This is a genomic window from Coprobacillus sp. AF33-1AC (assembly GCF_003475785.1).
Taxonomy (GTDB): Bacteria; Bacillota_I; Bacilli_A; order Erysipelotrichales; family Coprobacillaceae; genus Faecalibacillus.
Window position 1 is genome coordinate 14,322 of the sequence record NZ_QRQB01000019.1, and the last position, 24,646, is coordinate 38,967.

Sequence of the window (24,646 nt, forward strand, 5' to 3'; positions counted from 1 at the left end):
TTTGACAATTTTTGTATAGCATAATAAGTATAGTATAGATGAGGTGGTAAAAATGAAAATCGCATTGGGGCAAATTAACATGTATTTTGAAGATAAGAAAACAAATTATGTCATGATTGAAGAGTTTGTTAGTCAAGCTCATGATAATCATGCTGATCTTATTATTTTCCCTGAAATGTCGTGTACCGGATTTAGTATGAATACAGAATTAATTGGTGAGACCAATCATGAAACTGAAAAATTAATGATGGAACTTTCGCGAGATTATCATATTAAAATTATGTTTGGGCAAGTGTTAAAAAATGAAAAAGGATTTTTTAATAATTTTACTGCTGTTAATGGTAGTGAAGTGCTCTTTTCATATAATAAAATTCATCCATTTACTTATGAAGCAAATTATTATCAAAAAGGCAATCAGATTATTTCTAAAAAAATAGATGAGTTCATTTTTTCACCATTTATTTGTTATGATCTAAGATTTCCTGAAATATTTCAAATGGCGTCTAAAAAAAGTCAGATTATTATTGTTATTGCTTCGTGGCCTGAAAGGAGAGATGATCACTGGCTTACTTTACTAAAAGCAAGAGCCATTGAAAATCAATGTTATGTCATAGGGGTTAATCGTGTAGGGTATGATAAGGATAATCAATATATTGGTCATAGTTGTGTCTTTGACAGTAGCGGTAAAAGACTGACGCGTTTATCAACTGATGAAGAAAACATATATTTAGAAATTCATTTAGATGATATTGAAAAAGCAAAACAAGGGAATCAGTTTAAAAAAGATCGTAGAGAAGATTTATATCTAAAACTAATGAGTGGTGAATAAAAATTATTAATTTAATAAATAAATAAAATATTTTTAATATCAAATTTTATATTTTTATAAAATATCTAAATAACACAAAAATATTTAGATAATAAAGAAATCGTACTAAAAAAAATTCAATTTAGTATGCATTTTCTATTGACTTATGTCGATATATGTGGGATTATAAGTGCATAAAAATTAGATTGTATACATTTATGCAACTAGAAGGGGAAAAGAGGAGAATATTATGAAAAAATTATTATCGTTAATGTTATGTGCATTAATGGCTCTTACACTAGCTGGATGTGGTGGTTCAGGAAGTGCAGGAAAAACATTTACTTTTGCAAGTGAATTAGATATTAAAAACTTAGATTCATCTGATGCTGATGATGGTATGTCATTTGATGCATTACATGCATGTATCGATGGTTTAATGGGTCTTGATAAAGACGGTAATATCGTTGGTGCTATTGCAAAAGATCACACTGTAAGTGATGACGGATTAGTTCACACTTTCAAATTAAGAAATGCTAAATGGTCTAATGGAGACCCTGTAACAGCAAAAGATTTCGTTTATGCATGGCATAGAATTGTTAAAAACAATGGTAACTATGCTTATATGTTAGGTACTGACGGTGCAGCTATCACTGGTGTTGATGAAATCATGGAAAAAATCGCTAACAAAGAAAAAGTTGCTGATAGCGATTATGATGCAATGGGAGTTAAAGCAGTAGATGACAAAACATTAGAAGTTACTACTACTAGAAAAATTGATTACTTTGAAGAATTAATGACATTCCCATGCTATTATCCAATTAACCAAAAATTCTGCGAAAAAGCTGGAGATCAATATGGTAAGAGTGCTAAAAACATTTTATCAAATGGAGCATTCGTAATGGATTCTTGGTCACCAGGTAGCAAAGCTACTTTCAAAAAGAATGATAAATATTGGAATAAAAAAGCAGTTAAATTAGATACTTTAGTTATGAACTTAGTTCAAGAACCTAAAGTAGGTGCTACTAACTTCAAGAGTGGTAAAAATGATTTCACTACAATCAACTCTGAATTAGTAGATAAATACAAAAAAGATAAAGCTTATACAACATTTGGTGAAGGTTACTTATTCTATTTAAGCTTAAACTTCAAAACAAAAGAATTACAAAACTTAAATGTAAGAACTGCATTATCTTACGCTATTAACAGAGATGACTTTGCTGATAACGTATTAAAAGATGGTTCTAAAGGTGCTACAGGATATGTTCCTAGTGGATTATCAACTAGCCCAGATGGAAAAGACTTCCGTGAAGAAGCTGGAACTTTAGTATCATATGATGCTGCTAAAGCTCAAGAATATTTAGATAAAGGTTTACAAGAATTAGGTGTAAGTAAAATCAAATTAAGATTAACTTATGGTACTGATGAGTCACCAATGGATCAAATGGCTACTTATTTACAAAATGCATTTAGTAAATTAAATGGTCTTGAAATCGAAATGGTTGCTACAACTAAACAAGACAGAATTTACAACAAACAAAAGAATGGTGATTTCGATATTTGTTGTACTCGTTGGGGACCTGACTATGCAGATCCAACTACTTACTTAAACTTATTATTAGACGGTAACGCAAATAACTATGGTAAGTATTCAAATGCTGCTTATGAAGAAAAAATGAATGAAGTTACTGATGCAAGTGATGCTAAAGATCGTTGGCAAAAAATGATTGAAGCTGAAAAAATTGCAATGGATGATTATGCATTTATCCCAGTATTCGAAAAAGGTGCTGCTGCATTAAAGAATCCTAAAGTTAAAAACTTAGTTCAAAAAGCTGTTGGTGTTCCTTATACATTCAACTATGTTGATATCAAATAAGTTATTTAAAAAAGAAAATGATTTGGGTAAACACAATATAGTTTCTATATTGTGTTTATCTTTAATAAGAAAAGGAGGATATTATGAATAAATCAACACTAAAATATATTGGTAAGCGTTTGTTGATTTCATGTGCAACATTACTTGTTATTTCTGTTGTATTATTCCTCATGGTTAGGTTCCTACCAGGATCACCAATTAATAACGAAAAATTGAGTGATGCTCAAAGGGCTATTATTGAGGCAAAATATGGATTGGACAAACCACTCATTGTTCAATATGTCAATTATTTTAAAAATATGTTAACTGGAGATTTTGGGGTTTCAATGAACCTTTATAAAGATATGCCAGTTAGTTCTCTTGTAGGAGATGCAGCTAAAATTTCTTTTGCATATGGTATTTGTGCAGTTATTATTGGTTCTGTAATCGGTATTTTACTTGGTGTGTTTGCTGCATTACATAGAAATACTATCTGGGATACCCTTGCAACTGTTATCTCTGTAATTGGAGTTTCTATCCCTTCATTTGTATTTGCATTATTTATATTGATTTTCTTCGCTGCAGATTTACAGCTTATTCCTACGATGTATGATGAATCACAAGTTGTTTATTCATCAATTATGCCAGTTTTGGCTTTATCAGTAGGTGTTATTGCCAATGTAGCGCGTTTTACAAGAACTGAAATGATTTCAGTATTAAATAGTGAATATATTACTTTAGCCAAAGCTAAAGGGTTAGATGGTAAAACTGTTATTTTCAAACATGCATTACGTAATGCATTAATTCCAGTTATTACAATCTTAGGACCAATCTTAGTCAATTTAATGACTGGTACTATGGTTGTTGAAAAGATTTGTAGTGTACCTGGATTAGGTAAATTATTAATCAATAGTATTCAAGCATCTGATTATAATGTTATTCTTGCATGTTCATTCTTATATGCAGTTATGTACATTTTCATGATGTTAATTATCGATGTTTCTTATGGTATTATTGATCCAAGAATTCGTTTAGGAAAGGATGATTAGTAATGGAAGATATTAAATTTTTAGATGATGACTTTCAATTAGTCGGTGACAAACAAGATATTACTAAAGATGTTGTCTCTCCAGCTAAACCTGCTTGGAAAGATGCCTTAGGACGTTTTTGTAAAAATAAAGGTGCTGTTATTGGATGTGCAGTTATCTTAATTATTACTTTACTTGCTATTTTTGCACCAATGTTTTCTAGCTGGAAATTTGATGCTATTGATACAAGTATGAAAAATATTGGACCATGTGCAAAACATTGGTTTGGTACAGATACATATGGGCGTGATTTATGGGTTCGTATTTGGACTGGTACACGTTATTCATTGTTTATTGCAGTTGTTGCAATTTTTATTGATGTTGTTGTAGGGATTACTTATGGTTTGATTTCTGGTTATTTTGGTGGAATGGTTGACTCTGTTTTACAAAGAATTCAAGAAATTATTAACTCTATTCCTACTTTAGTCGTTTTAACTTTATTATTAATGGTAATGAAATCTTCTTTATTTACAATTATTTTAGCCTTATCGTTCACTGAATGGATTGGTATGTCACGTATTACCCGTGCGCAAGTTTTAAAAGTAAAAGAAGATGAATTCGTATTAGCTTCACGTACTTTAGGTGCAAGTGATTTCTTCATTATTTTTAAAGAAATCTTACCAAATATTTATAGTCAAATGATTATCATGGTTATGATGTCAATTCCTAATGCTATTTTCTATGAAGCATATTTATCATTCGTAGGTTTAGGTTTACCTATTCCTCTTGCATCACTTGGAACTTTAATTAATGATGGATTTAACTCATTCTTAGTTTATCCATATATGATGATGATTCCGGTAGTGATTTTCTCATTATTAATGTTAAGTTTTAACTTATTTGGAGATGGATTACGTGATGCTCTTGATCCAACTATGAAGGAGATGTAATCATGGCTGAAAGAGAAAGAATATTAAAAATTAGAAATTTAAATATTTCATTTAAAACAGATAGTGGAACAGTTAATGCAATTCGTGGTGTTAATTTAGACTTATATCGTGGTGAAACAATTGCTATTGTAGGTGAATCTGGATCAGGTAAATCAGTTACAACAAAAGCAATCATGGGTATTATGGCTAATAATGGTACAATTGATAGTGGTTCAATTGAATATACTTGGCATGATGAAAATACTGGTGAAGTGAGAACTGAGGATATTGTTAAATTAAACGAAAAACAAATGCAAAAAGAAATTCGTGGTCGTAAGATTGCGATGGTTTTCCAAGATCCAATGACTTCATTGAATCCAACTATGACTATTGGTAAACAAATTATGGAACCAATGATTTATCATTATGGTAAATCAAAAGAAGAAGCTTATGCAAAATCTTTAGAATTACTAGAATTAGTAGGAATTACTGATGCTGAAAAACGTATGAAAAACTATCCTCATCAATTATCTGGTGGGATGAGACAACGAATTGTTATTGCTATTGCTTTATCATGTGATCCATATGTGTTAATTTGTGATGAGCCTACTACTGCATTAGATGTAACAATTCAAGCAAAAATTCTAGAATTAATTCAAGATATCCAAAAGAAAAAGAATTTATCAGTTATTTACATTACACATGACTTAGGTGTTGTTGCTAAAGTAGCAGACTATGTCAATGTTATGTATGCTGGTAAAATTATTGAAACAGGTACAATTGATGAAATCTTCTACGATCCTCGTCATCCATACACTTGGGGTCTTTTATCAGCAATGCCTGATTTAGATACAAATGATCCTGAATTATATACAATTCCTGGTACACCACCTAACTTAGCAGTACCAGTTAAAGGTGATGCCTTTGCTCCACGTAATCAATATGCATTAAATATTGATTTAAGAGTTGAACCACCTATGTTTGAAGTGCCTGGATCAACTACTCATAAAGTTGCAAGTTGGTTAATGCATCCTAATGCACCAAAAATTGAAATGCCTCATGCACTAAAAAAACGTTTAGAAAAGATGGAAAAAGGAGGCAAATAAGATGGAAGAAAAACAACCTATTCTTGAAGTTAAAAATTTAAAACAATACTTTAAAATAAGTCGTAAGTTTACTGTTAAAGCAGTAGATGGAGTTTCATTTAAAATTATGCCTGGTGAAACTTATGGTTTAGTAGGTGAATCTGGTTCAGGTAAATCTACAACAGGGAGAAGTATTATTCGTTTATATAAACCTACTGATGGACAAATTATCTTTAATGGACAAGATATTTCAGGTAAAATGTCTAAACAAGAAATCAGTATGTTAAGAACTAAAATGCAAATGATTTTCCAAGATCCAATGGCATGTTTAAATCCGAGAAAAAAAGTTATGGATATTGTTGCTGAAGGTTTAGATATTCATCATTCATATAGTTCACAAAAAGAACGTGAACAAAAAGTTTATGATATTTTAGAGTTAGTAGGATTATCTAAAGAACATGCTAATCGTTATCCACACCAATTCTCTGGTGGACAAAGACAACGTATTGGTATTGCGAGAGCATTAATTATGAATCCTGATTTAATTATTGCCGATGAAGCTATTTCGGCTTTAGATGTTTCTATCCAAGCACAAGTAGTTAATCTTATGAAGAAAATTCAAAAAGATTTCAATACTTCATTTTTATTCATTGCTCATGACTTATCAATGGTAAAATATATTTCGGATCATATTGGTGTTTTACATTTAGGACATTTAGTTGAAACAGGAACAACTGAAGAAATCTTCTCTAACCCAATTCATCCATATACTAAATCATTATTAAGTGCTATTCCAGTTCCTAACCCACATGTTGAAAAAACACGTAAGTCATTAACTTATGATCATGACCAAAGCGATGTAGATTATACTGTTGGAACTGAGCATCATGTTGGTGGTACTCACTATGTACTTGCTACTGATGAAGAATTTGAAAAATGGACAAAACAATAAAGAACATGGTCTAACCATGTTTTTTTGTTTTTATTAATGATAAAAAAATATTAAGGTAATAAAAATATATTGACAAATAGTAATGTGTGTGCAACAATAATGTCAACATAAGGTTGTATACAATCTTATACAAAGGGGGGAAAGGAAATATGAAAAAAGTAATTTCGATAATTTTGTCAATGATTATGGTTTTTACATTAACGGGATGTGGGAAGTCAAGTAGTAATGAAAAAACATTTACTTATGCTAGTGAATTAGATATTAAAAATCTAGATTCATCTGATGCTGATGATGGAATGTCATTTATGGCAATGCATGCATGTATTGATGGTCTTATGTCAGCAGATAAAAATGGGAAAGCGATTTATGCAATAGCAAGGAAACATATGGTAAGCGCAGATGGTTTGACACATACATTCAAACTAAGAGATGCAAAGTGGTCAAATGGGGATGAAGTTACCGCTAATGATTTTGTTTATGCATGGCGTAGAATATTTAAAAATAACGGAAATTATGCTTATATGTTCAGTAGCGATGCAGCATCAATTACCGGTGCTGATGAATTAGTGAAAAAGCAAGAGGATAAGGAAAAAATTACTGATAAGGATTTGAAAACACTTGGTGTTAAAGCTATTGACAAAAAAACTTTAGAAGTAAAAACAACAAGATATATCTCATATTTTGATGAATTGATGGCATTTCCTTGTTATTATCCAATAAATGAAAAATTCTGTAAGGAACAAGGTAGCCAATATGGTAAGAGTCCTAAAAATATTTTATCTAATGGGGCATTCGTTATGAAAACATGGAATCCTGGTAGCAAAGCTGTATATGAGAAAAATAAGGATTATTGGAATGCTAAAAACATTAAATTAGATAAACTTGTCTTTAATTTAGTAGTTGAACCTAAAGTTGCAGCTACAAACTATGACAGCGGAAAAGTTGATTACGCTACTATTAATTCAGAATTAGTTGATAAATATAAAGGTAAAAAAGATTATCGTACTTTTAAAGAAGGTTATTTATTTTACTTATCAATTAATTTTAAAAATCAATACTTAGCTAATAGTAATATTAGAAAAGCTTTATCATATGCAATTAATCGTGAAGATTTTTGTGATAATGTATTAAAAGATGGATCATTTGCTGCTAAAGGATTTATTCCTTCAGGATTAACAACTGATGATAAAGGTAATGATTTTAGAGCTTCATCACCTACATATACTGGTTATGATATGACAAAAGCACAACAGTATTTTGATGCAGGATTAAAAGAATTAGGTGTTAATAATATTACATTAAGTTTAACATATGGAACTGATGAATCTCCAATGGATCAAATGGCAACATATTTACAAAACGCATTTACTAAATTAAATGGATTAAAAATTGATATGGTTGCTACAACAAAGCAAGATCGTATTTATAATAAACAAAAAAATGGTGATTATGATATAGCTTTAACACGTTGGGGACCAGATTACAGTGATCCAACAACTTACCTTAACTTATTATTGGAAAATAATTCAAATAACTACGGTAAATATTCTAGTACAGAATATAATAATAAAATGGATGAAGTTAAAACTTTAACTGACAATACGCAACGTTGGAAAGCAATGCAAGATGCAGAAAAGATTTGTATGGATGATTACGCAGTTATCCCCGTATTTGAAAAAGGAACAGCAACATTATTAAATCCAAAGAAACAAGGAATTATTCAAAGACCTGTTGTTGTTACGACTTTCAATTATATTCAAGTAAAAAAATAAATATTTGAACAATAAACCTCTTTAATAATTTTAATTAAAGAGGTGTATTATTTATACATTGACAAATAATGTAAGAAGACATATATTATGTTAAAAGTCATGTTCATACATTTATTTAATATAAATAGAGAATATAGAGAAAGCGAAGGAGTTATGAGATGAAAAGATTATATAAATCAAGAAGGGAACAAAAAATATGCGGTGTTTGTGGAGGAATAGCTGAATATTTTGATATAGATCCTTCATTGGTAAGACTTGCCTGGATTTTATTTGTATGTGTAGGTGGAAGTGGTATCTTAGCTTACATTATATGTGCCATTGTTATACCTTATGAAGATGAATAGAAATTACTAAAGGAGATAATGTTATGATTGATTTTCAAGATGATAGTCAAAAGATAATGGATTATATTCAAAGACATATTCATGATAATCATCAGTTGTTCAAAACAATTGGTTACTACCTAAAAGATGATCAGGCAGTTAAAGAAGTAAAAAACTATTTTAATCGAAGGTATACAAATAATTGTATGATTTTGATGATTATCATTGATTTATTTATTTTTATAAGTGCAATAGTGTGGATAAAGATGAGTTATTTAACAATCATTATTAAAATACTTTCCCTTATTTTGTTACTATTTATAGGTCATCGTATTCATAAAATATTAAAGAATTTTCTAAAGGAAAGCTGTCAATATCGCTTCCTATATACTTTATTACAAAAGGTACCACGTGAACAATTAGAAAAAATTTATCATCAAGTAAAAAACGGTTAAATTATTTAACCGTTTTTATTTCGTACTTACAATTACATTGGATTGTATTATCTAAATGATAAACAATATGACTTAAAACATAATATCCATGGTTAACATATGTTTCAATAATATATTGATCAATATATATATCAAGTTCACAATAGTCAATAGGAGGAGTTTGACAAATTAAATCAACATCCTCATCACAATCAATAAATACATTCTCTCTATTTGCTAATAAGCAATCTTGATAAGTTAATACATAACCACCAATATTGATAGAATCTCCGTGTTTTAAACAAACATGAATCATAGTTGGTTTTTGATAGTCAAATTGTTGAGTATCAACAATAAATTGATTTTTAATATTTGGATGTACATCAGTATAAATGTGATTATCATGATATTCTATAATTCTTGGCATTGTAAATAAACCACGCCAGTCGCCTTGATCTTTTACAGGCATACGCATCCAACCAACAAAGATTCTATTACCATCTTGATCAAGTGTGGTTTGTGGAGCATATAAATCACGACCATAGTCTAAGAAACGAAGTTCACCTAACTGGCTCATTGTACAATTTTCATGATTGAAATAGCATGTTGTAATTCGAGCATGACTAGGATAACCGTGTGTTTCAGTTCTTTCGGGTGACATAATCAGTAATTGTTGTTGATTAACCGTAAAAATATCAGGACATTCCCACATATCACCTAATTGAACTCCACGATAATTATTTTGATAAGACCAATTTATAGCGTCATCAGAAGTATAGAATAAGAGTTGCCCTTGCCCATGATTGTGCTCGTCAAAATATTTACTTACTATGACCATATAATATTTTCCGTTATAAAACCATACTTTAGGATCACGGGTATGTGTTGGATGACCAATTTCATTTTCTTTAAAGGCTGGAATAATCAGTCTTTTTTGATTAATATTATCAAAATGGATGCCATCTTCACTAATTAGCATACTTTGACTTGCTTCAAAGGCATCATTTAAAGTTTTATGTATATTTTCAGGGTTAGGTTGTAAATATTTAACAGATGTATAATAAATGTACATCTTTCCATCTACTTCAATACTTGAACCTGAAAAACATCCATTGGCATCATAATATTTACTAGGATATAAAGCAATACCTAGATTTTGCCAATGAACAAGATCTTTAGATACAGCATGATACCAATGCATCGTTCCCCATGTACAACCATAAGGGAAATACTGATAAAATAGATGATATTGTCCTTGATAATAAATAAATCCTACAGGATCATTACACCAATTCTTATTTGGTGATAAATGTAATTTTGGGTGCATAGTAATTTCTCCTTTTTTATGGTACTAATAGTGTAATAGCTTGACTGACATTTTCAATGGTGACGGGTAAATGACTACCTTGTTCACCATCAATATCAATAATCACATCTTGATTTAAACAAGATATTTTCATTGAAGAAGTTTGTATATATTCGATAAATGGACTTTTATCATGTTTACCAAAAGAATAATCTTTAAACAAAGCAATGAGATCAGTAATACTGCAACGCTTAACAACCATTAAATCCAATTTGCCATCACAAATATCAGCATATGGAATCAATCCATCAAAGCCACCGACACGATTGGTATTTGTAATAGCAAACATATAAGCCTCTAGATGAAGTGTTTGATGATTAGCTTCAATTTCTAATTCTAAGTTTGTTTTTAATTGACTATGTAAATTTAATAGACCATTAACATAATAAGCTAATGGACCGAATTTCTTTTTATCCTCTTTGCTTACAGTAAAAGAGATATCACTAAACATACCTCCAGCAGCTACATTAATAAAATATTGATTATTTATTTTACCAACATCACTTTTTATTGTTTTAAAATTTTTAATCATCGAAATAATGGCATCAACTTCAGTTGGCAAATTTAAGTAATTAGCAAAGTCATTGACAGTACCGGCAGCCATCAAACATAAAGGTATATGTTTGTGACTATCTACCATCCCACTGATAACTTCATTTAAAGTGCCATCTCCACCAACACTGATGAAAAAGTCATAATCTTTTTCATCAGTATCTTTTGCTTTATAGTACGCATCATTTTTCTTTTGGGTATAAAAAACGTCAACATGATTGACAATTCCTTGAAGAACTAATTTACCAATGAGTTGGTCTAATTTATTTTGTAAAATATTTTGACCTGATGATGGATTAATAATAAATAAACATTTTTTCATACTTATTCCCTTACGAGTTCAATTAATAATTGAACTCCCTTTTTCATACTTGTTAGTGAAACATATTCAAATGGACCATGGAAATTGCCACCACCAGTACCAATATTTGGACATGGTAAGTTTTTATATGTTAACAAGGCACCATCTGTTCCACCACGAATAGGTTGAGCCTGTGCTTCAATACCACATTTTTCCATGGCATTTTTTAAACGTTCGATAATTTTAGGATGTTGTAAAACAATATCTGCCATATTAAGATATGATTCTGTAAATTGAACATCAATACAATGATAACCGTACTGTTCATTTAAGAAATCTTTAGCACGATTAAATTGCTTGATTTGTTGATCTAATATCTTTTTATCATGATTTCTTATTATATAATCCATTTGACAATATTCACATTGACCTTCTATATGATGCAAATGATTAAACCCTTCATATTTTTCAGTATATTCAGGACGCATAAACTCGGATAAAAGTTGATCAAATTTGATAGCAACTCGACTCGCATTGATCATTTTCCCCTTAGCACTACCAGGATGAATAGATTTTCCTTTAATTTTGACTTGAGCACTGTAGGCATTAAAATTTTCGTAATTATAAACATCAATTTCATCACCATCTATAGTGTAAGCATATTGACTATGGAAACGATCAACATCAAAATGATCACTTCCTCGCCCTATTTCCTCATCAGGAGTAAAAGCAATTTGAATATCATTATGCTTAATTTCAGGATGGTTTGACAAATATTGCGCCATGGACATGATGATAGCAATACCAGCTTTATCATCTGCACCTAATAAAGTCGTCCCATCGGTTGTGATTAAATCATGACCTACTAGTTTCTTTAATTTTGGAAACTCTTGAGGATTTAAAGATAATTCTTGATTAAGTTTAATTGCATTTCCATCATAATTTCTTATAATCTGTGGTTTGATATTTTCACCAGATGCATCAGGACTGGTATCCATATGGGCAATAAAGCCAATAATATCTTGTTTACCACCATTTCCTTTGATTGTTCCATAGATAACACCTTCTTTTGATAATTCAACATTGCTGATGTTCAATTCTTTCATTTCCTTAACGAGTTCTCTAGCAAAAACAAGTTGATTTGAAGTAGAAGGTACAGTAGATGAATGTTCATCGCACTGAGTATTATAACTGATATATTTTAAAAATCTCTCTTCGATATTCATTTTATAACCTCCATTTCACTAATCATTATTATAACAATTTTTATAAGTGAATAAAATATTAGAACTTTACTTCCAATAAAAAATTAGGTATGATGAAGCAATGAGGTGTAACTATGAAAAAATACTATGCTGTAAAAAAAGGAAAGAAAACAGGAATATTTGAAACTTGGAATGAGTGTAAGGAACAAGTATCTGGTTTTTCAGGTGCCGAATATAAATCATTTGCCTCGTTACAAGAAGCCAAAGATTTTTTAAAAGTAAAAAAAGAAAATTTAAGTGAAGTCGATTTGCTTGCCTATGTTGATGGAAGTTATAACATTAAAACTAAAGAATATGGTTATGGTTGTGTTATTATTGAAGGACAACAAGTTATTCAACAGCTTTATGGTAAAGGACACCTTGAAGAATATATTTCAATGAGAAATGTCTCAGGAGAAATATTAGGATGTCAAAAAGCAATAGAGTATGCCATAAAACATAATTACCATCATATTTGCATCTATTATGATTATGAAGGAATAGAAAAATGGGCAAAAGGATTATGGAAAGCCAATAAACCAGGAACAATCAACTATGTAAAAAAAATACAAGAATATCAAAAACAAATAGATATTTCTTTTATAAAAGTCTTAGCTCATAGTGGAGATACTTATAATGAAATAGCTGATAGCTTAGCTAAAAAGGCGGTAGGAATAAAATGAAAATTCCCAAATCAAAAGTTAAAAAATTATCAAAAACTTTTTTAGGAGCACTTATTATACTATGTGCGCTTGGTTATAATTTGTATCGTGAAAGTCAAACAGAATCATCAAAACGTTTTGAAGTAACTTTAAATCGTTGTGTAGATGGTGATACTGCTTGGTTTAATATAGATGGAAAAAAAACCAAAGTGCGCTTTTTATACATTGATACCCCTGAATCAACCAAAACAATAGAACCCTATGGTAAAGAGGCAAGTCGTTATGTAAAGACACAATTAGAAAATGCGCAAACCATTGAATTAGAGTACAATCCTGAAGGCAATCAAAAAGATAAGTATAATCGAACTTTGGCATGGGTATTTATAGATCATGTTTTATTACAAGAAAAAATAGCCAGTCAAGGCTATTGCAAAAAGTTTTATGATTATGGATGTAACTATACATACAAATCAGTTATTATCAAAGCCGACCAAGAAGCTAAAAGAAAAGGTATAGGCTTATATAGTTAATAAAAGCGTAACTATGAAGTTACGCTTGTTTTTTATTCTTTTTATTAATAATAAATATAATGATAATTGTTATAACGATAACGATTGGACAAATCCAGATAAAATTGCTTTTAATATATTGTGCATCTCCTGACCACCAAGAGAACCATTCACCACATTTTTTAATTAAAATAGCGATAGCATAAGAAAAAGTTCCACATCCAACTAAACCAATAATGACTTGAATCCATTTCTTTAAGACTTCTTTAAATAAAATAACTGTAGCTAAGCATACTAAAGCAATAAACATATTAATAACGAAATGCATTTCGATTCCTCCTTATATACCTAATAAAAATATCATAAAATAAGGGTAAATGCAATATTGTCGTGCGCTAAATTCCTATTTATGATAAGATAAAAGTAATTGGGGGTATATTTATGAAATTACTAACAATCTGCATACCGTGTCATAATTCACTAACAACAATGCATAAAAGTATAAGTTCTTGTTTACTAATGAAAGAAGAACTTGAAGTGATTATTGTTGATGAAAATTCAACTGATGAAACTTATATGATAGCTAAAGAATATGAAAAAGAATATCCAGATACGATAAAAGTGATTAAAATTGGTGATTATGATTCTGCCATAGAAGCAGCAATAGATCACAGTGAGGGACTTTATTTCAAAGTATTACAATGTCAAGATTATTTTGATCAACCTTCTTTAGTGAGTGTTATCGAGACATTAAGAGATATTATACGTATACAAGCTAATCTTGATTTGTTACTTACTAATTATAAAGTAGCTATTCCAGAAGAAAAAGAATATCTATATTCTTATGCAAAAACATTACCAACGGAAACGTTATTTGGATGGCATTCTTTAAAAAAAATATCACAGTGGACTTTGTTTAATAATGCGGCATTGACTTTTAAAACAAGTATTTTAAAACAAATTCAACATCAAGTTAAACAAATGGGTAATTATTTTGAATTATGGTCATATTTAGCTTTAACTCATGTTAAATCAATGTATTATTTAAACATTCCTTTCTATTGTTTTGGTAAAAAACCATATCAATATGATCAATATGATAGTCAATATATATCTGATTTATTAATGACTTTATTTACAAGTATTGATGTTTATGCTTTAAAGAGTAGAAAACAAAGACATTATTTTATTCATTATCTATCTGTTGTCTTTATTATTGCGATGGTTTGGTTTGTTAATGAAAATCAAGAAGCAAGCAAAATTAAATTATGGAAAGAAATGGCTTTACATGATCCTAAGTTATTTAAAGCTATTTATCATCAACTACCAGGAAGACGCATAGGTCTTGATAATAAATTAGGAAATACGATTTTGATGAAGAATTATGATTTGTTAAAAAGTAAATTTCATATGTGATTGTATACACACAAAATAGAATATGTAATATTTTTGTAAAAATCATAAATAAGTTAGTTAATTTTAAAAAAATAAACAAAATTATTGACAATGTTTATTATTCTTATATAATGATAGACATAAATCAATAGATTTATAAGGGGAAGGGGTCAAACCTATCAAGTTTAGAAAAGAACTCATGGGGGATGAGTTCTTTTCTTATATTCTAATAGCCTAAACTTATAAAAATGTAAACATAAAATAAAAATGAGCATATAACTTGAAATATATATGTCATTTTGTATAGAATACACACAAGGAGTGGGAATGTGAAAGAAAAAGGATTAATCAAAAAGGTGCTAGAAACAGATCCGGCTGCGAGAAATTGGTTTAATGTAGTAATTAACTATCCAGGTGTACATGCGATGTTTTTTTATCGTATTAATCATTTTTTATGGACAACATGTCATCTTAAGTTGATTGCTCGTTTTTTAAGTCAGTTAGCACGCTTTATTACAGGTATTGAAATTCACCCTGGAGCTACGATTGGTCGACGTTTTTTTATAGACCATGGTATGGGTGTTGTTATTGGTGAAACAACGATTATTGGTGATGATTGTGTTTTATATCAAGGGGTGACTCTTGGTGGTGTTGGTACTGGTGAACATAAGGTAAAGCGTCATCCGACATTATTAAATAATGTAATGATTTCAGCTGGAGCAAAAGTGATTGGTGATGTGACGATTGGTAATAATAGTATTGTAGGAGCACAAACAGTCGTTTTGTCAGATGTTCCTGATAATTGTACGGTTGTTGGTGTACCAGCATATATTGTTAAAGAGAATGGTCAAAGAATTAACAAAAAATTATAAGCAATGGTTGTGGTTAATACCATTCATTGCTTTTCTTTTAGATTTTTTTTGCATTACTTATCGTCTTAGCACAGGAATTGATCAAGAAGTCTATCAATTTTTGCATACTATTCAAAATCCAGTACTTACGCAAATTTTTAAAATGATTACTTTTTTAGGGAGTTCTTATTGTTTAATAGGACTGGGAATTGTTGTAGCAATCATCCAATATAAAAAAGGAATTCTCTATGGAATCCATTTAGGATTAGTTCATATCATTAATAATATGATTAAAGCCTTCATTAAAAGACCACGACCAAATCCAATTTATCATTTGGTTAAAGAAACAAATTATAGTTTTCCCAGTGGTCATGCTATGGCTTCAACGATTGCTTATTGTATGTTAGATGACTATCTTCAACAAACATCTTTACCTTATAAAAATATAATCCATATTGTGATGTATTCTCTTATATTTCTTATTTGTTTAAGTCGTGTATATTTAGGAGTTCATTACTTTTCTGATGTATTAGGTGGATTTTTATTTTCTTTAAGTTATTATTTATTTATCAAATATCATTATTTATTAAATCCTAAGCATAATGCTTAGGATTTAATTTTGATTAAGAATGGAGCTATGATATAATAATAAAACAAGGAGAATCAGTTATGAATAAAAAAGAAATGTTAAGAAAATATAGTTATTTGTTCATTGTCTTATGTTTAGTTGCTATATTTTATAAAGTTTTTGATGTTACTATTTTTGGATATATATTAAATGCATTTTTACCTTTGATTATCGGAGCAGTATTGGCTTATTTTTTACAACCATTAGTTTTAGGATTAGAAAACAGATTAGATAAATCAAATAATAAATGGTTATTAAAACACAGTCATAATTTAAGTTCAGTATTAGTATTTTTATTATTTATTCTTATTATTGCTTTATTTTTGGTGTTTTTAATACCAACAGTTGTAAATTATGGAATTCATTTAGCGAAGAATATTACTTCTTATGTAGACGAATTTGAAGCATCTATGTTGACAACATTTGGTCATGGTCAGATTTATAATCTTGTAATTAAAGGCGAAAGAATGATTATTCATTATTTTGATTCACCATCATTTGTTGAAGCAGGTGCTCTATTAAAAACAATTTCTAAAACCGGAAGTACAATGATGACAATTTTGATTGGTCTTATTTTCTGCCCTTATGTTTTAATTGAAGCCAAAAAATTAGTTAGTATTTTTGATCGTTTTATGCTTCTATTTATTGAACCAGAAAATCTTAATTTAATTCATGAATATGCTTATCGTTCACATCGTATTTTTGGTTCATTTATTTATGGGAAATTTATAGATTCTATTATTATTGGTTTAATAGCGTTAGTAGGTTTTGGATTATTAGGGTTAAAGTTTTTCCCATTACTTGCTTTTATCGTTTTTATTACCAATATGATTCCTTATTTTGGACCTTTTATTGGAGGGATACCGGTTGTTTTTATTGCATTACTTACAAATGGTTTAGCATCGGGTATTTATAGTGCTATTTTCATTTTTGCTTTACAACAATTTGATGGTTTAATTTTGGGACCAGCTATTTTAGGAGATACGGTTGGTATTTCACCATTCTGGATTATTTGTTCTATTACAGTATTTGGCAATATGTTTGGTTTTATCGGTATGTTTTTAGGGGTCCCACTTATTTGTGTGATTAGAATGTTATTTAGAGATTTTATAGATTATTCCAAAAATAAAAAAAGAAGCGAAGTATCATAAGCATATTTTAAACATATTTATTTAATAGTGTTATAATGAGAAAAAGGGGGTATTTTATGAATAAAGTCATAATAAGTGATGATGTTAAGTATATTGGAGTGGATGATACAACACTGGATCTTTTTGAAAGTCAATATGTAGTTCCTCATGGTGTTAGTTACAATTCTTATCTTATTTTAGATGATAAGATTGCAGTAATGGACACGGTTGATGCAAGAAAAACAAAGGAATGGTTTGCTAACTTGGAGCATGAATTAAAAGACAGAACACCTGATTATTTAGTAGTTTCTCATTTAGAACCTGACCATTCGGCTAATATTCAACTATTTGTTGAAAAGTATCCTCAAGTTAAATTAGTTTTAAGTGCGAAAGCAAAAGCTATGTTGCTACAATTTTTTGATATTGAAGACATCGATCAAAGATGTTTGGTTGTAAAAGAAGGACAAGTTTTAGATTTAGGTAAACATCATTTAAAATTTATCATGGCACCGATGGTTCATTGGCCAGAAGTGATGGTAGAATATGAAACAGAAGAAAAAATACTATTTTCAGCAGATGGTTTTGGTAAATTTGGTGCTTTATCATATGAAGAAGACTGGGCTTGTGAAGCAAGACGTTATTATTTTAATATTGTAGGAAAATATGGCGGACCGGTTCAAACTTTATTGAAGAAAGCAAGTGCTTTAGATATTCAAATGATTTGCCCATTGCATGGTCCTATCCTTAAAGATAATTTAAGTTATTACATTGATAAATATCAAATTTGGAGTCGTTATGAAAGTGAAGATGAAGGTGTATTTGTGGCTTGTGCTTCTATTCACGGTAATACAAAAGATGTGGCTTTAAAAGTAGTTGAGATGTTGAAAGCAAAAGGAATTAAAGTTGCTTTTGCAGATTTAACAAGAGATGATATGGCTGAAGCGATAGAAGATGCTTTTAGATATTCAAAAATGATTTTAGCAGCAGCTACATACGATGGTGGCATTTTTAGTCCAATGGAAGATTTCTTACACCGTTTACAACATAAAGGATATCAAAATAAAACAGTTGGTTTAATTGAAAATGGGTCTTGGGCACCACTCGCTAATAAGGTAATGAAAGATTTACTTGAATCAATGAAAAATATCAATATTTGCCAAAATACTGTAACAATTAAATCTACATATAAAAATGAAAATCTTGAAGCAATTAATCAATTACTTGATGAAATCAACGAATAAGGTCGCAATACGCGACTTTATTTGTTATTTCGGTTAAATAAATGATTGCATTTATCTTTATATATCGTTAAGATATAAGAGATGTTTCCGTAGCTCAGCTGGATAGAGCAACCGCCTCCTAAGCGGTAGGTCGGGTGTTCGAATCACCTCGGGAACGCCAGATAATAATACTGAAGGTTAACTTATGCCTTCAGTTGTTTTTTATTTTAGAGTATGTTAATTTGTAATAAATGATGTAGAAGTTAAGGAGTAATAAAATGAATGATATAGTTCAAACAATTAAACAGGAAAAACAAGTATACATATCTACAATATTGATGATGGCTTTATTCACTTTTTTATTTTTAGGAATAGAATACTTATTTGTTGATATGATTTCTTTATCAACATCAAGTAAACATTCAGTATGGGCACAAAATTGTATGCTTGGAATGAGTAGTTTAGGATTTTTATTATTTCCGATATATAATCGAATTTTTAAACAAAAACATGAAAAGATCAAAATTATATTTTTTTCTTTAATAACTATTATTTGTATCTTTGTTATTTACAATCATTTATCATATCAAATTACATTTATAGCAGGGCTTATTTTATTTTTAACTCTTGGCTTTTTAGGAAGTGTTACCTTTTATAAAGCAGCAAATATTCTTCAAAATAGTCAGTATTTAGCACGATTTGTTGGTGTTTCTTATATGATAGGAATTATATTTCAGTTTTTAAATAATAATTTAGTATCTTCTAGGATTGTAGAGGTATGTATTTTATCAATCGTGATGTTCATTTTTATGATCATATTAAACAATCAAAAAACTCAAGCTTTTAATCAATACAATGAAAAGCATGATTCGAATATTAGAAGTGTTATGATTTCTTTAATATTATTGATTATTTTAATGTCGTGTGTTTTCAGCACGCTTGATAATGCTGTTACTTTAGTGCATGCTTCAGGTGTGGTAGATATTGGTCAATTACCAAGAATTTTACTAGCATTAAGTGGCTTGATTGCAGGCATCATTTTTGATTTTCAAAACCGAAAGTTCATGTGTCCCGTTATGTATTGTATGATGTTACTTTCTACCTTATGTATTATTGTTCTTAAGTTTTCTGAACCATTTTTAATAGGACTCATTATTTTCTATATGACAGCCGGATTTTTTGTTGTTTTCTTTACAACCAGTTTTATGGAATTGTCATATTATACGTATTATCCTGATCTATGGGCAGGGTTGGGACGTGCGCTTAATAACATGACAGCAGCTTTATTTACAACTTACTCATTAAAAATTGTTTCTTTACATACTGATATAAAAATGACTATTTATATTGTTTTATTGTATGTGCTAATAAGCATGATTACATTTGTATATATCTATCAAAGGAATAAGATGACAGAAAGAATAACATCAGTAAACAAAGAACGAAGTAAAGAAGAAAGGCTAGCATTAATTCAAAATGAATTTTCTTTTACACCTAGAGAAACAGAAGTATTTGATTGTTTAGTTTCTTGTGAAGACAGCATTCAAATGATTGCTGATCATTTATATATTTCAAAGCGTACTTTAGAAAGATATATTTCATCAATCTATAAAAAAACAGGTGTTAAATCAAGAATTGGTTTAATCAATATCTATAATCAAAAAACATAATTGTCTTCTTTTTAGAAGACTTTTTTAATAAAATGACATTTGGCGGACATCCCTTATACCTTTATAATTTAAACTTTTTTATAATAATTTTAAGAACAGGGAAGGAGAATATAAAAAATGAAGAACAAAAAAAATAAAAGATGTAGAGTGATGGGGTGGATATTATCATTATGTATGATATTTACAATGTTACCTGTTTCTGTTTTTGCTGAAAATGATTATCCAGATGATATTGAAATCGATGCTACATTCGATGGCTTTGCTATGGACATATTTTTAAATGATCAGCGAGTTCAAGGTGGACCAGCACCACATATTCAAGGCACAGCAAAAGGATATGCTTCAGGACAAATTCATAACGTAATCAAAATTCAATTAGATTTTGGTGCAGGTAATATTGGAAGCGTGACAATCAATGGTCAAAATATGACCATAAATGAAGATGTTCGAGATGAGGTGTCATTTGAAGTTGATCCTGCAAGTAACTACACTATCGTTGTAACAAAAAGACAAGATGAAACACATATACCTAGAACATTAATATGGGATAGTAATAAAACAAATAATCCTGATTTACATGATGATGAATTATTAAAAAATGGGAGTATTGAAATTATTGATATCAAAGATGAAAATGGAAGTTCAGTAGGATTAAATGATGTAAAACAAGACTTAAATAAGAATAACGGTTGGGCAAGTATTATTCCCGGATCAAAAGTAATTTTAAAATTGAAACCTGATTACGGGTATCAACTAACAACCATTAAAATCAATGATCAAGAATTGATAGCTAGTCAAGAACAATCTATATTTACTTATACAATGCCTGATACGAATGTTCATATTAGCGGTATCTTTACAAAAGTAGACGATCAGGTTAAAACGCTATCGAATGAAGTAAAAAGTGGTACAATACAAATTGATAATTCAGAGATTGATACCGGTTCAGTTGTCTTATCAGTTAATGATACATCATTATCTGATAATCAAAAATCAAATTTTCAAAAGTCAATTTCAGGCTATCAAATTTCATCATATTTAGATATCAATTTAAATCAAGTCATTTATAAAGGTACCAAGGATGAAGTTTGGCAAAATGAATTGAAGAATTTACAAAAGAATGCAACTATTTCACTTCAATTACAAAACAATATTAATGGTAATGAAATGATAGTGGTACACGAAAAGCATGATGGCAGCTATGAAACAATTCCAACAACATATAATCCTTATGACCACAGTATTACTTTTGAAACATCAAGCTTTTCAAATTATGCTCTTGCTAGTAAAATAACAACTACTAATCAAAATTCAAACAATATAACGAATCATTCGATTGACACAAAAAAGAAAGCAGTCAAAACAGGAGATACTATGAATAATGTTTATACATGGTTTGTTGTTCTGATCATATCAAGCATCGTATTGACAATGATTGTTTTATATAGGTTAAAAATAGATTATGAAAAATAGTAACGATATTATCGTTACTATTTTTTCTTGAAATTGATATGAAAAGGTATAAAATATAGTTTGTATTCAAACTATATAGGAGGGCGCTATGTTAGAAAATCAATTTCATTATCAATTATTAAAATGTTTTAATCAGCAAAAAAGACTCATCAACCAAGAAACCATAAAAATAAATGTCTTACCAGGACAAAGTAAAGTTTTGCAATGTCTATATGAGTATGGTCCATTAACACCTAAAGAAATAGGAATAAACTGTATTATTGATAAGTCAACGACGACAACTTTATTAAATAAGATGCAAAAAATGAATTATATTGAAAAGAAAAGTTTAAATCATGATAAGCGCTCTATTCAAATATATCTTACTGATTTAGGTAAAGAGAAAGCTAAACAAGTTAATCAAATTTGTAAAGAAAAAAACCAACTTATTTTGAAAAATCTCTCTTTAAAAAAACAACAAGAATTGTTAAATTTATTTAAAGAAATTAATCAATCATTAGAAAGAAGTGATGATGATGGAAACAAAAAATAACTTTGCTGTAGGGAGTATTCCTCATCATATTATGTCCATAGCTGGACCGATGATTGTTGCGCAATTGATTAATGTTCTTTATAACATTATTGATCGTATTTATATAGGGCGAATTCCTCATGTAGCCACGCTTGCTATGGGAGGACTTGGTATTTGTTTACCGATTATTTCAATAGTGATGGCATTTGCTAATTTATTTGGTATGGGTGGTTCGCCTTTGTGTTCGATTGCTAGAGGACAAGGGAAAAATGATGAGGCAGAAGAAATTATGGGAAATTCTTTTGCGTTACTTGTTCTTTTTGGCATTTTACTTACGCTTATTGGTTTTGTTTTTAGAAAAGATATTCTATGGGCCTTTGGTGCCAGTCAACATACTATAAGTTATGCTTTAGATTATTTAACGATTTATTTAATAGGAACAGTTTTTGTTTTAATTGGATTAGGAATGAATAGTTTTATTAATGCTCAGGGGTTTGCTAAAACTGGAATGATGACAGTATTAATAGGAGCTATTTTAAATATAATTTTGGATCCTCTTTTTATCTTTGTTTTCAATATGAATGTAAAAGGGGCAGCATTAGCTACTGTTATTTCTCAGTTTATTTCTGCTTTATGGACTTTGCAGTTTTTAACGGGAAAGAAAACAATTCTTAAATTAAAAAAGAAATATTTTAAACTTAACTTTAAATATGTTAAACGTATTTTTTCACTTGGAACAGCAGGTTTTATGATGGGAATGACGAATTCAATTGTTACTATTGTATGTAATTCAACATTACAAAGTTATGGCGGTGATTTATATGTAGCAATTATGACTATCATTAACTCTATTCGTGAAATAGCGCAATTACCTGGTCAAGGAATGGCTAATGCCTGTCAACCTGTATTAGGTTATAATTATGGAGCAAAAGAGTATAAACGTGTCTTATATGGTATTCAATTTGTTACGATTGTTGCTTTTTTAATGATGTTATTTATCTGGCTTATTATTACTTTATTTCCAGAAATCTTTATTCATATTTTTACCCATAATCAAAAAATGCTGACTTATGGAACGACTGCTTTACATTTATATTTCTTTGGTTTTTTTATGATGGCTTTTCAAATGGTTGGTCAAGCCACGGCGGTCGGTCTTGGAAAATCAAAACAGGCTATTTTCTTTTCAATTTTTAGAAAAGTCATTATCGTTGCTCCTTTAACTATTATTTTGCCCAAATTTATTGGTATTAATGGTGTCTTTATTGCCGAAGCAGTAAGCAATTTTATAGGTGGTGGAGCTTGTTACATCACAATGTGGTTTACAATAGGCAGAAAACTAAAAACCAAAATAGCATAGAAAAGAGATAAAAAAATGAAAAAACTATATTTAATTGGTGGCACAATGGGAGTGGGTAAAACAACAATTTGTCAAGAACTGAAGAAAAACTTGGATTGCAGTGTCTTTTTAGATGGTGATTGGTGTTGGAATAGTCATCCCTTTTGTGTGACTAATGAAACAAAAAACATGGTGTTAGATAATATTTGTTATGTACTTAATAATTTTATTCATTGTAGTGTCTATGAAAATATTATTTTTTGTTGGGTTATGCATCAACAAAGTATTATTGATGATATCATAAAGCGTTTAGATTTAAAAGAATGTCAAATTATACCTATATCATTGGTTTGTGATGAAAGCACACTTAAACAAAGGTTATTAAAAGATATTCAAGAAGGTAAAAGAGAAGAAAGTATTCTTTTACGTAGTGTAGAAAGAATACCTTTATATAATCAATTAAATACCATAAAAATAGATACAACAAAAAAAACAATCAATGAAATCATTGATGAAATTATAGAATCAGGATTATCCTGATTCTTTTTGTATACAATCCGTTACATAAAATGTAACACGTTACAAGAAGTGACTAAACAATGTAGGAATAAATAA

At 29.5% G+C, this 24,646-nt stretch carries 25 protein-coding genes and 1 tRNA gene; 22 read left to right on the forward strand and 4 right to left on the reverse strand.

Annotated elements, in window-relative coordinates; genetic code table 11:
- The first annotated feature begins 52 nt into the window (after positions 1–52).
- The 9 genes from DWZ53_RS07655 to DWZ53_RS07695 all read left to right on the forward strand — a co-directional run bounded on the left by DWZ53_RS07655 (position 53) and on the right by DWZ53_RS07695 (position 9,204).
- Entirely contained in the window at positions 53–829 is a 777-nt protein-coding gene (locus tag DWZ53_RS07655) for a nitrilase-related carbon-nitrogen hydrolase (protein WP_118433188.1), read from the forward strand.
- Positions 830–1,058: 229 nt separating this feature from the next.
- On the forward strand, positions 1,059–2,681 hold the full coding sequence (locus DWZ53_RS07660) for a peptide ABC transporter substrate-binding protein (RefSeq protein WP_118433190.1): 1,623 nt from the start codon (positions 1,059–1,061) through the stop codon (positions 2,679–2,681).
- 83 nt (positions 2,682–2,764) lie between these two features.
- Positions 2,765–3,709 (forward strand): ABC transporter permease, encoded by a 945-nt coding sequence (locus DWZ53_RS07665; protein ID WP_118433193.1) that lies wholly within the window; start codon positions 2,765–2,767, stop codon positions 3,707–3,709.
- Between the two features lie 2 nt (positions 3,710–3,711).
- On the forward strand, positions 3,712–4,638 hold the full coding sequence (locus DWZ53_RS07670; RefSeq protein ID WP_118433195.1) for an ABC transporter permease: 927 nt from the start codon (positions 3,712–3,714) through the stop codon (positions 4,636–4,638).
- Positions 4,639–4,640: 2 nt separating this feature from the next.
- Positions 4,641–5,723 (forward strand): ABC transporter ATP-binding protein, encoded by a 1,083-nt coding sequence (locus tag DWZ53_RS07675; RefSeq protein WP_118433197.1) that lies wholly within the window; start codon positions 4,641–4,643, stop codon positions 5,721–5,723.
- Position 5,724: 1 nt separating this feature from the next.
- Positions 5,725–6,654 (forward strand): ABC transporter ATP-binding protein, encoded by a 930-nt coding sequence (locus DWZ53_RS07680; protein WP_118433199.1) that lies wholly within the window; start codon positions 5,725–5,727, stop codon positions 6,652–6,654.
- Positions 6,655–6,803: 149 nt separating this feature from the next.
- The gene (locus DWZ53_RS07685; RefSeq protein WP_118433201.1) at positions 6,804–8,426 is read left to right on the forward strand and encodes a peptide ABC transporter substrate-binding protein; all 1,623 of its coding nucleotides are present in this window, start codon (positions 6,804–6,806) and stop codon (positions 8,424–8,426) included.
- Positions 8,427–8,584: 158 nt separating this feature from the next.
- Positions 8,585–8,770 carry a PspC domain-containing protein gene (locus DWZ53_RS07690; RefSeq protein ID WP_118433202.1) on the forward strand — a complete coding sequence of 62 codons (186 nt, stop codon included), beginning with the start codon at positions 8,585–8,587 and terminating at the stop codon, positions 8,768–8,770.
- A gap of 23 nt (positions 8,771–8,793) precedes the next feature.
- On the forward strand, positions 8,794–9,204 hold the full coding sequence (locus DWZ53_RS07695; RefSeq protein ID WP_118433204.1) for a hypothetical protein: 411 nt from the start codon (positions 8,794–8,796) through the stop codon (positions 9,202–9,204).
- Position 9,205: 1 nt separating this feature from the next.
- Here DWZ53_RS07695 and DWZ53_RS07700 read toward each other — a convergent pair whose 3' ends face one another.
- Genes DWZ53_RS07700 through pepT form a run of 3 tightly spaced genes read right to left on the reverse strand, consistent with a single transcriptional unit; the run spans position 9,206 to position 12,628 of the window.
- Positions 9,206–10,510 carry a glycoside hydrolase family 32 protein gene (locus DWZ53_RS07700; RefSeq protein WP_118433206.1) on the reverse strand — a complete coding sequence of 435 codons (1,305 nt, stop codon included), beginning with the start codon at positions 10,508–10,510 and terminating at the stop codon, positions 9,206–9,208.
- A gap of 16 nt (positions 10,511–10,526) precedes the next feature.
- Entirely contained in the window at positions 10,527–11,423 is an 897-nt protein-coding gene (locus tag DWZ53_RS07705) for a diacylglycerol kinase family protein (RefSeq protein WP_118433208.1), read from the reverse strand.
- 2 nt (positions 11,424–11,425) lie between these two features.
- Positions 11,426–12,628 (reverse strand): peptidase T, encoded by a 1,203-nt coding sequence (pepT, locus tag DWZ53_RS07710; protein WP_118433209.1) that lies wholly within the window; start codon positions 12,626–12,628, stop codon positions 11,426–11,428.
- Between the two features lie 113 nt (positions 12,629–12,741).
- On the opposite strand from pepT, the gene DWZ53_RS07715 reads away from it, so the two are divergent.
- Complete coding sequence (locus tag DWZ53_RS07715) at positions 12,742–13,329, forward strand: viroplasmin family protein (RefSeq protein WP_118433211.1); 588 nt, start codon at positions 12,742–12,744, stop codon at positions 13,327–13,329.
- Positions 13,326–13,838, forward strand: coding sequence for a thermonuclease family protein (locus DWZ53_RS07720; protein WP_118433213.1), 513 nt, complete (start codon positions 13,326–13,328; stop codon positions 13,836–13,838). Before DWZ53_RS07715 ends, DWZ53_RS07720 begins: the two co-directional genes overlap by 4 nt.
- 19 nt (positions 13,839–13,857) lie before the next feature.
- Here DWZ53_RS07720 and DWZ53_RS07725 read toward each other — a convergent pair whose 3' ends face one another.
- Positions 13,858–14,145, reverse strand: a complete 288-nt coding sequence (locus DWZ53_RS07725; RefSeq protein ID WP_118433215.1) for a hypothetical protein — start codon at positions 14,143–14,145, stop codon at positions 13,858–13,860.
- A 113-nt stretch (positions 14,146–14,258) separates the two neighbouring features.
- Here DWZ53_RS07725 and DWZ53_RS07730 point away from each other — a divergent pair, with 113 nt between their 5' ends.
- The 11 genes from DWZ53_RS07730 to DWZ53_RS07780 all read left to right on the forward strand — a co-directional run bounded on the left by DWZ53_RS07730 (position 14,259) and on the right by DWZ53_RS07780 (position 24,571).
- Positions 14,259–15,233: a glycosyltransferase gene (locus tag DWZ53_RS07730; RefSeq protein WP_118433217.1), complete on the forward strand. Its 975-nt coding sequence runs from the start codon at positions 14,259–14,261 to the stop codon at positions 15,231–15,233.
- A gap of 308 nt (positions 15,234–15,541) precedes the next feature.
- A complete protein-coding gene (gene cysE, locus DWZ53_RS07735) occupies positions 15,542–16,084 on the forward strand; it encodes a serine O-acetyltransferase (protein ID WP_118433219.1) in 543 nt (180 codons plus the stop codon).
- A complete protein-coding gene (locus DWZ53_RS07740; protein ID WP_158568213.1) occupies positions 16,056–16,673 on the forward strand; it encodes a phosphatase PAP2 family protein in 618 nt (205 codons plus the stop codon). The genes cysE and DWZ53_RS07740 overlap by 29 nt, the downstream gene beginning before the upstream one ends.
- Positions 16,674–16,732: 59 nt before the next feature.
- Positions 16,733–17,842, forward strand: a complete 1,110-nt coding sequence (locus DWZ53_RS07745; RefSeq protein WP_118433223.1) for an AI-2E family transporter — start codon at positions 16,733–16,735, stop codon at positions 17,840–17,842.
- A 56-nt stretch (positions 17,843–17,898) separates the two neighbouring features.
- A complete protein-coding gene (locus DWZ53_RS07750) occupies positions 17,899–19,062 on the forward strand; it encodes an FprA family A-type flavoprotein (protein ID WP_118433225.1) in 1,164 nt (387 codons plus the stop codon).
- 83 nt (positions 19,063–19,145) lie between these two features.
- Positions 19,146–19,222 (forward strand) — tRNA-Arg (locus tag DWZ53_RS07755).
- 97 nt (positions 19,223–19,319) lie between these two features.
- Complete coding sequence (locus DWZ53_RS07760) at positions 19,320–20,711, forward strand: helix-turn-helix transcriptional regulator (protein ID WP_118433227.1); 1,392 nt, start codon at positions 19,320–19,322, stop codon at positions 20,709–20,711.
- Positions 20,712–20,828: 117 nt separating this feature from the next.
- Positions 20,829–22,184: a hypothetical protein gene (locus DWZ53_RS07765; RefSeq protein ID WP_118433229.1), complete on the forward strand. Its 1,356-nt coding sequence runs from the start codon at positions 20,829–20,831 to the stop codon at positions 22,182–22,184.
- 88 nt (positions 22,185–22,272) lie between these two features.
- Positions 22,273–22,716, forward strand: a complete 444-nt coding sequence (locus DWZ53_RS07770; protein WP_118433231.1) for a MarR family winged helix-turn-helix transcriptional regulator — start codon at positions 22,273–22,275, stop codon at positions 22,714–22,716.
- Positions 22,697–24,052, forward strand: a complete 1,356-nt coding sequence (locus DWZ53_RS07775; RefSeq protein ID WP_118433233.1) for an MATE family efflux transporter — start codon at positions 22,697–22,699, stop codon at positions 24,050–24,052. Before DWZ53_RS07770 ends, DWZ53_RS07775 begins: the two co-directional genes overlap by 20 nt.
- Positions 24,053–24,067: 15 nt before the next feature.
- A complete protein-coding gene (locus DWZ53_RS07780) occupies positions 24,068–24,571 on the forward strand; it encodes an AAA family ATPase (RefSeq protein ID WP_118433235.1) in 504 nt (167 codons plus the stop codon).
- The last annotated feature ends 75 nt before the right edge of the window (positions 24,572–24,646 follow it).